Below are 13,163 nucleotides of genomic sequence, written 5' to 3'. Positions count from 1 at the left end.
CACATCGACTATGTGTTTTGGTATCCAGAATATTGTTCACTGCTTGAGTGCGGTGCCCGCGCCAGGCTTGGCGGAATTCGCGTTCGCGCGGTTCCAGCCGGAGTCTTTGATCGCGCGTTCGCGCGCTTCGACACTGTTGTTGTCGGGCGCCGTGGTCGCGGGGCGGGCACCGCCCACTGCGGCCTGATTATTGGCCGGCATACCTTGGGGAAGCGGGGTTTGCAGTTGAGCCACCTGTTGAGACGGTGGTGCGGCTTGCGCTTGTGCAGTCGGTTTGACTTGCGGCGCGGTGCCCGCTGCGGCGTGCGGGGTGAGCGGTGCCCAACCGGTCTCGCGAATCACGCGGGCCAGAATGGACTTCGCAGTTTCATTGCCGGTGTCGAGCACGAGCGCCTCGTTGGCGTGCTGACGGGCGCAAGGCCACGACTGCTGCGCGGCGCACGTTTGCGCCGCCTGCAACGCGGCGTCGCGGCGTGCGAGCAGGGGCTTCAATTCTCCCGCCAGGTCTTGAGCGTCGGAATTGCCTGGTTGCAGCGCCTGAGCGGCGCCGAGCGCGGCTTGTGCTGAAGAGAGATCGTTGCCGCGCAACGCGAGGCGCGCTGATTGCAAGGCCTGTGCGGCATCGCTGAACCGGGGCGGCGCGGGTTTGACGGGCGCCGCCGCAACAACAGGCGGCGTGACGGGCGTCGCCGGCATCACCTGAGCCGGCCTCGCGGGGTTGCCCGACACGGCGGGTTTGCCCGCAGCGGCAGCCTGGTTGGGGGACTGAGCCGGCGTGTACGGCGCGATCGTGCCAGTCGTCGTTCTGGCATCCTGATTAGTTTCGTTATCGGCGGACTGGCCGCCGGTTCCGCTCGACAGATCGCGATCGCTGAATAGCGCATATCCGACATACCCCAGGCCAATCACGACAACCGCCCCAATGGCATAGAGCGCTCTGCGAATCGAAATCGTCCCTTGGCTCGCCGCTTTGACCGCTTGGGAAAGATGCGGTACCGGCGCGTCCGGCGACACGAGCGCCGAGGCGGGTAGCGCGGTCTCGCCGGTAACGGGTTCGCCAGCGACCATCGCACGCGACGCGAAGTTGGTTTCGTCCAGTGTTGATGGATCGAGGCTGTTCTTTTGCGCAGCTTTGGTAGTGGCGCTCGCGCGACTGCCGGGAATCACGGTGCGCTTGTGCGGACCCGCGTCGAGCGGATGCACCGCACCGCAATAGGGACAATAGTCGACTTGCCTGTACAGTGCCCCGCCACACCGTTTGCAGGGCGTCGGAAAACTGTGTCCGATCAGTGTCTGGGTGGACATGCTGTGACCCACCTTTGTAAAACAATGCCATTACGGCATGTTCCGGATCATGTTGAAGCGGGAGCAATGTCCGCGGAAATCACGATCCACATGCGCCGGAGAGTCCTGAGCGGCAAGCCCGAGCTTACGGTGCCGCTGCTCGCAATATGTGGCGTTTCGATCAGAACGTCAATCGACGTTGCTACCTATCCTATGTGCGCTAGCGAACATTGGCAGGTACGACGAATTGCACTCCATGCCGGCAGGACGAACGGCTGCGGAGATTTTTTCACACCATTCGATTCACGCAAAAAACAGAACGAGGTCGGCGCGCATGGCGTTCGACCTCGTCTTTGTCGCTGTTTTCACCGTCGTTAAGCGCTTGCATCAAGCGCTCGACGCAAACGGCACGATAATCAGTGCTTACGCAGCGGATGATCCTTCAGCAGCCACGCGAGCGCGAACGCCAATACCACCACGCACGCAGCCGAGAGGTACACCGTGTGCAGCGCGCCGGCGAACGCCTGCAGGTAGTCGTCGCGCAATGCTTGCGGCAACTGATGAATCGCGGCGGGCCCGAGCGCATGCGGCAATTCGGTGTCCGCCGGAATCAGCTTTTCCAGACGCGCGGCGAGGCCGTTCGAGAACACGGCGCCGAAACCGGCCACGCCGATCGAGCCGCCGATCGAGCCGCCGATCGAGCGGAACAACGTTGCGCCCGAAGTGGCCACGCCCATGTGCTTGAACTCGACGGTGTTCTGCACGGCGAGAATCAGCACCTGCATCACCATGCCGAGACCACAGCCGAGAATGCCCATGTCGATATACATCACATGAATCGGCGTATTGATCTGCAGGCGCGCGAGCAGCAACATCGCGATCGCCACGAGGAACGTGCCGGCAATCGGGAACATGCGGTATTTGCCGATCTTGCTGATCACGCGGCCGGTCACCATCGACATCAGGAACAGGCCGCCCATCATCGGCAGCATCTGCATGCCAGCTTGCGACGGCGTCGAGCCTTTGACCACCTGCAAATACAACGGCAGGAACGTCACCGAGCCGAACAGCGACACGCCGATGATGAAGCCAATCAGGCTGCTCAGCAGAAACGTGCGCTGTTTGAAGAGTTCGAGCGGCATGATCGGCTCGACTGCGCCGCGTTCCTCGTGAATGAAGCCCCAGATCGCCACGAGGCCCATGCCCAACGTGAACCACAGTTGCGGCGACGACCACGGCAGGATCGTGCCGCCCTGGCTCGTGAACAGGATGATGCAGGTGAGGGCGCCGGCGAGAAATGCGGCGCCCATGTAGTCGATCGTGTGCTTCACGTGGCGCACGTGCGGCTTGAAGACCGCGCCGATCACGACGAGCGAGATGATGCCGAGCGGCAGGTTGATGTAGAAGATCCAGCGCCACGTCAGGTGCTCGACGAGAAAGCCGCCGAGCAGCGGGCCGACCACGGTCGCAAGACCGAACACGCCGCCGAACACGCCCTGGTAGCGGCCGCGCTCAGCCGGCGGAATCACATCCGCGATGGCGGCCATCGTGACCACCAACAAGCCGCCGCCGCCGAGACCTTGCAGCGCGCGCAGCACGATCAGCTGCGTCATGTCCTGCGCGACGCCGCACAACGCGGAGCCCACCAGGAAGACGATGATCGCGGTCTGGAGCACGATCTTGCGGCCGAACAGATCGCCGAACTTACCATACAGCGGCACGACGATCGTCGAGCTGAGCAGGTATGCGGTCACCACCCATGACAGGTTGTTGAGCCCGCCCAGTTCGCCGACGATGGTCGGCAGCGCGGTCGAAACGATCGTCTGATCGAGCGCGGCGAGCAACATCACCAGTAGCAGCGCCAGAAACAGCAGGCGGATCGGCGGGTGATCGCCAGCCTGCGTGCCGTCCTGCGCGTGAGGCTGCGTCAGCGCGGCGGGTTGAGTCGTGGTCGAATGATCCATGGCATTGGGTCGTTGAAATTAATTAATTTAGAGATTAATATATGCGACATCGCGTTACCAGTCAAATCGAGCGCAATGGCAAGAATTCCGTCCGACGATCCAGCGGTGAAAAACGCCCCGAGTGACACGGCTACCGTGAAGGTTCGCCGGCCGCGGGCCGCGCGCGGGCGGCCCGTTGAAGCGCAGGACGGCGCGTCGGCAAGCCCCGAGGCCACCGTGCCCGCCCGGCGGCCGGGCCGGCCGTCCGGCGCCGCGCGTGGCGTCGAGCAGCGCAACCGTCTGCTCGACGCGGCGCTCGAGTTGTTTGCGCGACAGGGCATTGTCGACACCACGCTTGGGGAGATTGCTCGCGAGGCCGGCTTCACGCCGGCGATGATGCATTACTACTTCAAGACGCGAGATCAGTTGCTCGACGTGTTGATCGACGAGCGTTTCGCGCCGTTGCGCGCCGGGCTGGGCGTGCCGTTCCAGGAAAATCCCGACGATCCAGTGGCGGCAATCACGCAACTCGCGCAGCGGATGGTGCGGGTGGCCGTCGACAACCCGTGGTTTCCATCACTGTGGGTGCGCGAAGTCATTAGCGACGGCGGCTTGCTGCGCCAGCGCATGCATGAACGCTTTGGCGACGCGCATCAGAAGGCGTCGCTGTTGGCCATCGCGCGCTGGCAGAAAGAGGGACGGCTCAACGCGGGGCTGGAACCCGCGCTCGTCTTCGTCACGCTGCTAGGGCTGACGATTTTGCCGCTGGCCGCGTCGAAACTGTGGCGTAACGATCCCATGCGTCGCAACATCGGCGGCGAGGAAATTGCCCGGCATGCCGTGGCGTTGCTGGTGCAGGGAATGGGTCCTAAGAAGGGAGGTTGACGCGGCGGGCTGCCGCTTGCGCGTGTCCGCTCATTGCGCCTCTCCTTGCGCCTCGCTCCTCGCTCCTCGTTTCCCGTTTCTCGCTTTAAGCTTCTCGCTCGCCGCTCGCCGCTCGCTGTGCCGCGCGTACATGCTGCGAATTCTCATGACCGGCCCACACGCTACACCGCCTTTCCACGCTATTCCGGTCTCACGCTTTCCGTTTCTCCTTCCACGCTTCGTAAGCGGCCTTCGTCGCATCGTTTGGCGGGTAGGTGCCCGGCAAGGCCGCGCCGTCGCGAATCCGCTCGGTGAGAAACGCTTCGAGCTGCTCCTGTTCGGCGGCGGCTTGGGCGACCTCGTTGGCCATTTTTAGTGGAATCACCACGACGCCATCCGCGTCGCCTACGATCACGTCGCCGGGAAACACGGCGACGCCTCCGCAGCCGATCGGCACATTGATATCTACCGCATGATGGCGGATCAGGTTGGGCGGCGCGCTGGCGCCCGCGCAGAACACCGGAAACCCTAAAGCTGCGATCGTCGGGCTGTCTCGCACGGGGCCGTCGGACACCATGCCCGCCACGCCGCGAACCTGCAAACGTTGCGTCAGGATCGAACCGAACGACGCACTGCCGCGCTCGCCGCGGCAATCCTGCACGAGCACGTGGCCGGCCGGAATCGTTTCGACGCACTTGCGCTGGGCGTACTCGGGATCGGCAAACAGTTCGAGCACGTCGATGTCTTCACGCGATGGAATGTTGCGCAACGTAAACGCCGGCCCGACCAGATTCGCGCCGCTGTGCGCGGCAAGCGGCGCGACGCCTTGCATGAACGTGTTGCGCAAGCCGCGTTTGAACAGCTGGGTGGTGAGTGTCGCGCTACTGACGTGACGAAGTGCTTCGAGCGTGGCGGAGTCGAGATCGGGCATGGTGTAGGACGGCCTCCGGGTTGAGAGAGGTGAATAGCAAGAGGGCATGCGCGCCGTACGGCCTGCGGCGCGACGGGCCGCTGAAACGTCCCGATATGGCCGCGCGCACACGATGATAGCGCCACGCGTGTCCCGCCACGCGCTACCCGTCACCCGTCACCCGTCACCCATCACCCGCCACCCGCCGCACAATCCAACCTCTCCGCACCAAAGCCGGCGAGGCACGCTACGTGCTACCGATGGGGTGGATGTTAATGCAGGCGGCATCAAGCACCACCGCCGGCATCGCAACGAACAGGAATGTGAAAAGAGACGCTGGGCGGGATGGGCTGTGCCGAATGGGGTTTGCACGAGCCGCCGTGGCGAATCGGGAGTCGGCATCGGTCGGCCATGACTGTGGCGCCGAGCGCCGGTTTTTCATTGGCGTGCAGTTTTGGCGCGTTACTGGCGCACGCGTTGGCGCTCAGGCCATGTTTTACAATCGCGGGCTTGTTTGCAACTCGGCGCATGAAATCGAGTCGGACCATGAACAGCACTATCGCAGCCGCGCAGATCGGCGGCAATCAGCAGAGTGACACGTTGGCCACGTCTGACGGCCTAACCGGTTTTTTAGAGCAACAACAGAAAATGAATGCAGCATTGAGACTCGATCAGGCCACGATCGTGCTCGTAGAAGACGACCCGGATAGCCGGGAATCGCTGACCTTGCTACTCGAAGCAGAAGGCGCGCATGTCGTCGCCGTGGCGGATGCGGAAGAGGGCGTGGAGGCGGCGCTGCGATTGTTGCCCGACGCCGTGGTATGCGACCTCGAACTGCCCGCCATGGATGGCTTCTATCTGATCCAGCGCTTGCGCGACCACGAGATTCGCGGGGATCATGTGCCTTCGGTGGCCGTCGCGCTCACCGGCCATACCGACGACGCTTACCGGTTACGAAGCATCGGCGAAGGCTTTCAGCACTTCATGACCAAACCCGCTTTGCCTGAAGACCTTGTGACGTTGCTGCACGACGCGATCGACGCTCGCGCTGCAGGCTGAATACAGCAGGACGGCCGCGCAGCAGATAGTTGGCCAATATCTGTGGCATGCGGCAGTCGCGTTCCCTCGGACCTGCCGCGTGCCGCTTGCAGTTTCGGACGCCCGGCGCCTGACCGGCATGCCGCCACTGCGCGGTCTGCGAACCGGCCGGCGTCGCTGCCGCTATTTGACGGCGGCGACGGGCGCGGCCGGATCAGGGTTCGACGCCGCTGCCTCCGCTGCCTGACAGGCGGAGCACAATCCCTTTAATTCGATTTCATCGCTCGCGAGCCGGTAGCCCGCGTCTTCGATTTGCGTGACCAGCGCCTGGCGCAGCTTGGGCTGATGCAATTCGGTGACGTTGCCGCATTGCTGGCAAACCACCAGAATGCCATGCTGACATTGCGTCAGGTCGTGGCAAACGGTGAACGCATTGATCGATTCGATGCGATGCACGAGCCCCGCCGAGAGCAGAAAATCCAGCGCCCGATAAACGGTGGGCGGCGCCGAACCGGGATGGATCTGGCGCATCTCGTCCAGCAGCGAATACGCTTTGGTCGCGCGCCCGGAATTCAACAGCAATTCGAGCACTTTACGGCGGATCGGCGTGAGTTTTTCGCCGCGTTCGCGGCAATATTCTTCCGCGAGTGTCAAGGCGGCTTCCTGCGAGTCACCGTGCGTGTGCCCCGGCTCATGGGTGTGAGCGGAGTTGGTCGGGGCGGCTTTGTGGATGGTCGCGGCGGGCTTGGCAGTCTTCATGCGTCGATTATAAAGGCCATCGTGCCTCGCTGTGCCAGCGCGCGGCGCGCCGCACGAGTGCGCGGCGCGCCGCACGAGTGCGCGGCGGGCCCGGACTCACGCAACAGCGGCAGAAGCACGGCGTGTGACCGGAGCCTTCGCCACACGCGGCTAGATCGGACAAACGCGACGGCTCAATCAAGTCAGCGGAAAGTCGACATACTTCTTGAACCCCGTGCGCGTCGCAATACGCGAATACCAGCGCTGCAGATTCGGTAGCGGCGGACGCTCGACGCCGTCCACGCCGAACCAGCGTTTCGCGTACGCGCCAATCACAATGTCGGCCAGCGTGAACTTCTCGCCTTCGAGAAAGAAGCGCCCTTGCAGATGCGTGTCCAGCATGCGCCACAGAATGGCGACGGCGTTGAAGTCGCTGGCGAGTTTGGTATTGTCGCGCTCGGCGGCGGGTGTGCGCACGAGCGCCCAGAACACCGGACGCTCGGCGGGTTGCAGCGTGGACAACGACCAGTCCAGCCAGCGGTCGATGCCGGCGCGCGACTTCGGGTCAGCGGGATACAGCAGGCTGGCTTCGCCGTATTGCAGCACCAGATACCGCAAAATCGAATTCGATTCCCACAGCACGAAGTCGTCGTCGACCAGCGTCGGAATCTTGCCCGTCGGGTTCATCGCGAGATAGGCGGGTTCGTCGTTGCGGCCAAATTGCAGGCCAGCGTCGATTCGGTCATACGGCAGCACCAACTCATCGCAGCACCACAAAACTTTCTGGACGTTGACCGAATTGGCGCGTCCCCAGATCGTAATCATCCGGTAAATCCTTTCTTGACAGTTGGCAAGCCGCGCCCGTCGCGCGGCGTTCAGCCAGTAACGATACACGATGCGCGTGATAGTGCGCGCCGCCGGGCGGCAACCGGCCGTGCCGGACGAACCGGGTGGCACGTCTGAAAGCGGCGCTGCGACAGGCATTCGGCAATCCGCATGCGTTGCGTACAATGAGCCCACCCGAATTCGACGAGGCACGCATGGCCCGCATCATTCCCGACGACTGGAAGAGCCTCGCCGCCACCGGCGCGGCGGCCCGCGAGCGCGAAACGCTGGCGTTGCTGGAAGAAGCGCTTCCCGGTGACTACACCGTCTATCACGGCGTGCACTGGACGCGGTTGAACCAGAACTTCTCGGTGTTCGGCGAAGCCGACTTCGTGATCGTCAGCCCGGCCGGGCGCGTGATGATCGTCGAACAGAAAACCGGCTTCCTGCGCGAAACGCCGAAAGGGCTCGTGAAGGTCCACTTGCAGACCGAGCGCAATGTGGCGATCGCGCTCGCGCACACCGTCGAAAGTTTGCACCGGCGCTTTACCGCGGCCTTCGGCGCGGGTACGTATTTCATCGAGGAACTGTTGTATTGCCCGGATCACATCGTCAAGGACACGGCGATTGCCGGCGTGAATCCCGCCCGGATCGTCGACGCCACGCGTAAGGACCGGCTCGCGGCGGTTATCCGCGAAGCGTTGCCGGCCGATGAGCCGCGCCTCGCCATCGCGCCAAAAATTCACCATTTTTTCGCCGACGAACTGGCGCTCACGCCCGACGCGAGCGCGCTGCTCGGGCAGGCGGGCACGCTCGTCACGCGTCTGGCGGGCGGCCTCGCCACGTGGGCGAGGCGGCTCGAATTCTCGCCGTTCCGCTTGCGCGTGATCGGCACGGCCGGCTCCGGCAAGACGCAACTCGCGGTGCAGGTCATGAAAGACGCGGTGGCGCGCGGCCAGCAGCCGCTCTATGTGTGCTTCAACCGGCCGCTGGCGGATCACATCGCGCGGGTCGCGCCGCCCGAGGCGAAAGTGGCGAACTATCACCAGCTATGCGACTGGATCGCGCGTGATGCCGGCCGCGAACCGGATTTCCAGGCGGGCGGCGTGTCCCCCAACGGGACTTCGCTTGCAGCGTTCGATCAGCTGGAAACGATTTTCGCCGAAACGCCGATCGGTCCGCGCTGGCAATTCGATGTTCTGATCGTCGACGAAGGCCAGGACTTTCAGCAGCCGTGGGTCGCCGCGCTCGAGCGCCTGTTGCGCCCAGGCGCCGCGTGGTGGTGGCTCGAAGATCCGCTGCAGAATCTGTACATGCGTGAACCGGTCGCGCTGCCCGGTTGGACCACGCTGAAAGAGACCACCAACTATCGCAGCCCGCGTGACATTCTCGACTATGTGCGCAGCGTGGTCGGCGCAACGGTGCCGGTCGCGGCGGCGCTCGCGTCGGGCAGTCCGTTCGACGGCTCCGATATCTCGCTTTCCATTTACGACGAAGCCAATGTGGCCGAAAGCAGCATCGAAGCCACCAAGCGCGCGATCACGCAGGCGCTCTCGCTCGGCTTTCGCAAGCAGGACATCGTGGTGCTGTCGTTTCGCGGCCGCGAAGGCTCGGCGATGACCGCGCTGGATCATCTCGGGCCGCATCGGCTGCGTAGTTTCACGGGCAAGTACGATCTGTTCGGCAACCCGGAGTACCGCGAAGGGGACGTGCTGTTCGAATCGATCTACCGCTTCAAGGGGCAGGCGGCGCCGTGCGTGATTTTCACCGAGGTCGACTTCGAGACCTTCGACGAGCGTATCGCGCGCAAGCTGTTCGTCGGCGCCACCCGCGCGACGATGAAGCTGATCGTCGTTGCGTCGCAACGGGCCGCGCGGCATCTGCATTTGCGCGACGGCAAGGAGACGAAGGAAGTGAAAGAGGCGCGCGAAGGTTAGCAGCGCGCAGGGCCATCCCGGTTGGTCAGGCCGTTGGGACCACCTGGGCGATCGAGGTCATCTGGACCTATCAGGCCACTTGAGCCATTCACGCGCTCAAACCCACGCACGCGCGCCGACCAGCATGCCGGTTTGCGTGTGCGCGTCCCACCAGATCACCCGCAAGAGCGGTGCCTGTTGCGCGATCAGCAGCGCCTGCACCGGATCGCTCTCGATAAAATGCGTGACACCGCCGCGCAATGCGGCCGTAGCCTTGTGAGCGGCGCTGCCGGCGGGACTTTCATCGTGCGTGTCGGGCGTTCGCATCAGCAGTTGCAGGTGGCCAAAACCGTGCCGTGCAAGCCACGCTTCGGTACGCGCGCGATCCACTTCCGGCCGTCCGGTGATGATCGTTAGAACCTGCTTCAGGTCGATGCCGGGCAGCACGTCGAATGGCAGCAGTGCATCGCGTTCGGCGAGCGCGGCGGCCAGGTCTTCGTCATAACGCGCGAGCGGCACGTCGGGCAGCAGAATGCCGTCCAGGTCGATCGCGTACGTGGCGTATTCGTGATCGTCCGCCATCGCGGGTGCCTCGCCTGCTTCGACGCGCGCCCAGTCGTCGCGATAACGCCCGGTGTAGGCCTGGCGTTCCCAAGGGAACAAGGCGAAGTAGCCGCGAGCATCGATCGTATAGTCGGGTTGCATGCGGCTCAGCTCGTCCGCTGCACCGGTCAGCGTCCTGACCACGAGGCCTTGCTGCTGAAGAAACGCGATGCAATCGGTCAGCGTGAAACCGCGCCCCGCGATGTCCTCGCACAGCAGCACGTTCGAGCCTGCCGGCGGAATCGGCAGCGTCGAATCCCAGGCGACCTTGCGCGTCTGGCGGTCATAGCGCAGGAAGGCGACCGGCGTGCCGACGGCATGCGACACCATCAGCGCGAGCGGGGCGCCGCCCCGCAGAATGCCGATCGCCATCGTGAAGCGCTCGGCCAGCAGGGCTGGTTGCAGGGACTCGATCCAGTGATCGAGTTGTTCGTACGTCAGGGGCAAGACCGGCTTGTTCATGACTCGTAGGGCGGCGCGTGGCGCGTGTGGGGCAACTGTTTCTGGCGCGGAAGCAGCGTGCGGCGCTCGCGCCGCCGCGGTTCCTCGTTTTTGAGACAGAGAATTTTGGCGATATTATGCATGCGGTTCAAAGATCGCGCGTCGGAGGCATGGGTGGCGGGCGCGGCAACAGATCGGACCCGGGGCCTGTCACGGCGCCCGCAGGAAATTAGATAACGGAATATAAAAGCAGATGACCAGCTCGACCGCAGGGGTGAAGGGCAGCAAATGTGCAATCTGGGCCGCGGGCGTCGTTCTCGCGCTGGCCGCATGGGGTGCGCAGGCTCAGTCGGACGCGCCACCTTTATCGCTCGACGTGCGCGGCAAGATCGGCAAGACGACTGATGCGTCCCACCAGACATACCGCTTCACCGAGGCTCAACTGCTCGCGCTGCCGGTCCACGCGATCACGACCGCGACCACCTGGACGCCGCGTTCCACCTTCACAGGACCCTTGCTGGCGGATATTCTGAAGACGGTCGGCGCGTATGGCAGCGAGGTCGAAATCCATACGCTCGACGACTACACCTACACCGTTCCTGTGTCGGACTGCGATCGCTACGGCGTGATCGTCGCGTACAGCATGAATGGCCAGCGTCTTAAGATCAGCAACTTCGGGCCGCTGTTCCTTATCTACCCGCGCGATGCGTTCCCCGATGAACTCGCGGGCGCCTCGGGCGATTCGAAATTCGTATGGCAGATCAAGGCCCTCATCGTCAAATAGTGCGCCGCCCGTGGCGCCGTGTCCTGTACGTGCTGATCTGGCTGACCGCGCTCGCGGCGCCGGCGGGCGCGATCGGCTACCTGTTGTACGCGAATCTGCTCAACCCGCGCACCACCGAGCAGTTGACGGGCACCTACGACGGTTTCTACTGGGACGCCGCGCAGTTGCAGATTACCTACGCGCGCTTCGAGAATCAGCTGCTGCTCTATCAGTCGGGCGTGGACGACGACTATCAGCGATTGATGCTGCGTTATCAACTGCTGCAATCGAAACTCCATGTGCTGGCGGGCTCGACGCGCCGGCTGACCACGCAGCTCTCGCTGCTGCAAAGGCAACTGGACGAGATTCATTCGCTCGATCTGTTGCTGGGCGGCATCGAACCCGAAATCGATGCGTTGCCGAAAGATCGCAGCCAGGCCAACCGGATCGTCGCGCAACTGCGCCAGCACTGGAACGAGGTCAACGATCTCGCGCTGAGCCGCCGTTTCGCCGATGTTGCCGACCGCGAAGCGATGAACCGCGATTTCATCGACAAGCGCCGCATGCTGTTCGCCGGTGGTCTGGTGCTGCTGTTGCTCTCGGCGGCGGCGACACTGTTGCTCGTGTTGAATGGGCGGCGCCGCACGCGTCTGATGCGCCAGCAGCACGCGGCGCTCGAAGCCGAGCACCAGGCGAGCCGCGCGGCGCGCGAGGCCAGTCACGCCAAGGACGCGTTTCTCGGCATGATCAGTCACGAACTGCGCACGCCGTTGCACGCCATTGTGTCGTCGATCGAGTTGCTGGGCTTCAACTATCACTCCGAAGCGGACCGGAAGGTGATCCAGCGGCTCGATACCGCGGCGCGGCATCTGGAAGCGCAGATGAAGGACCTGACCGACTATGCGCGCCTCGGCGCGGGTAAACTGGAGTTGCGTCACGAACATTTCGAGCCGCGCGAGTTGCTGGCGTCGATCGTCGACGAACACGCGATGTCTGCCGCCGCACGCGGTCTGCGGCTCGAAAGCGAGGCGAGCGGGATGAGCGGCCTGGTCGATTCCGATCCGCACCGGATTCGCCAGATCGTCAACAACCTCGTCACCAACGCGATCCGTTATACCGAGACCGGCACCGTGCGCGTGCAGTTGCGGCAGCGGCCGGCGCTGCTGATGTTCGTCGTCAGCGATACGGGGCCCGGCGTGCCGCATGCGCAGATTCCGCTGATCTTCCAGGAGTTCACCCAACTGGACGCGTCGCGCACGCGCCGCTTCGAAGGCGCGGGGATGGGGCTGACGATCGTGCAGGGACTGGTCAAACTGTTCGGCGGCACCGTCGAGGTGGCGAGCAAGGTGGGCGAGGGCACGACCTTTACCGTGACCATTCCCGTCACGTCGGTCGCCGCCGCCGAGCCGCCGGACGTGACGGCGAACGCCGAGCCCGGGGGCGCGCGTCCGTGCGTGCTGATCGTCGACGACAACCGTCTGATTCGCGAGTCGCTCAGCGAAATGGTCGCGTACATGGGTTTCGACGCGCACGCCGTCGCCAATGCCGACGATGCGCTCGCCTGGCTCGACGCGCGCCGCTGCGACGTGGTGCTACTCGATCTGCATATGCCCGAGCGCGACGGCTACACGTTTCTCGCGGATTTTGCCGCGCGCGGCGGGCCCTCCGCCGGCGTGCCGGTGATCGTGGTGAGCGCGTATGCGCCGGACGGGGACAATGACGCAGACGCCGGCTCCCGGCCGTTCGTCGAAGCGCTACTGAAGCCGGTGCATTACGAGCAGCTTCGCAGCGCGCTGCAGCGGGCCCTGGCTTCGCGGCGCATGGTGTGACTCGCGTTG

Annotated in this window: 11 protein-coding genes; 5 read left to right on the top strand and 6 right to left on the bottom strand. The window is 64.1% G+C overall.

Features of this window, described 5'->3' with window-relative positions:
* Window positions 1-36: 36 nt before the first annotated feature.
* Together BLW71_RS23010 and BLW71_RS23005 are read right to left on the bottom strand one after the other, a co-directional pair.
* Window positions 37-1,305: a hypothetical protein gene (locus BLW71_RS23010; protein WP_091801998.1), complete on the bottom strand. Its 1,269-nt coding sequence runs from the start codon at window positions 1,303-1,305 to the stop codon at window positions 37-39.
* Between the two features lie 395 nt (window positions 1,306-1,700).
* A complete protein-coding gene (locus BLW71_RS23005) occupies window positions 1,701-3,248 on the bottom strand; it encodes an MDR family MFS transporter (protein ID WP_177205107.1) in 1,548 nt (515 codons plus the stop codon).
* Window positions 3,249-3,323: 75 nt separating this feature from the next.
* On the opposite strand from BLW71_RS23005, the gene BLW71_RS23000 reads away from it, so the two are divergent.
* Window positions 3,324-4,112: a TetR/AcrR family transcriptional regulator gene (locus BLW71_RS23000; protein WP_091801995.1), complete on the top strand. Its 789-nt coding sequence runs from the start codon at window positions 3,324-3,326 to the stop codon at window positions 4,110-4,112.
* A gap of 190 nt (window positions 4,113-4,302) precedes the next feature.
* On the opposite strand, the gene BLW71_RS22995 is transcribed toward BLW71_RS23000, so the two are convergent.
* Entirely contained in the window at window positions 4,303-5,022 is a 720-nt protein-coding gene (locus tag BLW71_RS22995; protein WP_091801992.1) for a ribonuclease activity regulator RraA, read from the bottom strand.
* Between the two features lie 525 nt (window positions 5,023-5,547).
* Here BLW71_RS22995 and BLW71_RS22990 point away from each other — a divergent pair.
* Window positions 5,548-6,060 carry a response regulator gene (locus BLW71_RS22990; RefSeq protein WP_091801989.1) on the top strand — a complete coding sequence of 171 codons (513 nt, stop codon included), beginning with the start codon at window positions 5,548-5,550 and terminating at the stop codon, window positions 6,058-6,060.
* 162 nt (window positions 6,061-6,222) lie between these two features.
* On the opposite strand, the gene BLW71_RS22985 is transcribed toward BLW71_RS22990, so the two are convergent.
* Together BLW71_RS22985 and BLW71_RS22980 are read right to left on the bottom strand one after the other, a co-directional pair.
* Complete coding sequence (locus BLW71_RS22985; protein WP_091801986.1) at window positions 6,223-6,798, bottom strand: Fur family transcriptional regulator; 576 nt, start codon at window positions 6,796-6,798, stop codon at window positions 6,223-6,225.
* A gap of 177 nt (window positions 6,799-6,975) precedes the next feature.
* A complete protein-coding gene (locus tag BLW71_RS22980) occupies window positions 6,976-7,602 on the bottom strand; it encodes a glutathione S-transferase family protein (protein WP_091801983.1) in 627 nt (208 codons plus the stop codon).
* 215 nt (window positions 7,603-7,817) lie between these two features.
* Between BLW71_RS22980 and BLW71_RS22975 the strand changes: the two genes are divergently transcribed.
* Window positions 7,818-9,539 carry an ATP-binding domain-containing protein gene (locus BLW71_RS22975; protein ID WP_091808742.1) on the top strand — a complete coding sequence of 574 codons (1,722 nt, stop codon included), beginning with the start codon at window positions 7,818-7,820 and terminating at the stop codon, window positions 9,537-9,539.
* 96 nt (window positions 9,540-9,635) lie between these two features.
* On the opposite strand, the gene BLW71_RS22970 is transcribed toward BLW71_RS22975, so the two are convergent.
* Window positions 9,636-10,583 carry a phosphoribosyltransferase gene (locus tag BLW71_RS22970; RefSeq protein WP_091801981.1) on the bottom strand — a complete coding sequence of 316 codons (948 nt, stop codon included), beginning with the start codon at window positions 10,581-10,583 and terminating at the stop codon, window positions 9,636-9,638.
* 232 nt (window positions 10,584-10,815) lie between these two features.
* On the opposite strand from BLW71_RS22970, the gene BLW71_RS22965 reads away from it, so the two are divergent.
* Window positions 10,816-11,346 carry a putative pterin-binding protein gene (locus BLW71_RS22965; RefSeq protein ID WP_091801978.1) on the top strand — a complete coding sequence of 177 codons (531 nt, stop codon included), beginning with the start codon at window positions 10,816-10,818 and terminating at the stop codon, window positions 11,344-11,346.
* Window positions 11,316-13,154 carry an ATP-binding response regulator gene (locus BLW71_RS22960; protein ID WP_091801975.1) on the top strand — a complete coding sequence of 613 codons (1,839 nt, stop codon included), beginning with the start codon at window positions 11,316-11,318 and terminating at the stop codon, window positions 13,152-13,154. Before BLW71_RS22965 ends, BLW71_RS22960 begins: the two co-directional genes overlap by 31 nt.
* Window positions 13,155-13,163: the final 9 nt, after the last annotated feature.

The sequence above is a fragment of the Burkholderia sp. WP9 genome (genome assembly GCF_900104795.1).
Classification (GTDB): domain Bacteria; phylum Pseudomonadota; class Gammaproteobacteria; order Burkholderiales; family Burkholderiaceae; genus Paraburkholderia.
Note: the sequence above shows the minus strand (reverse complement) of the source record. Positions and strands in the feature narration are given on the sequence as shown.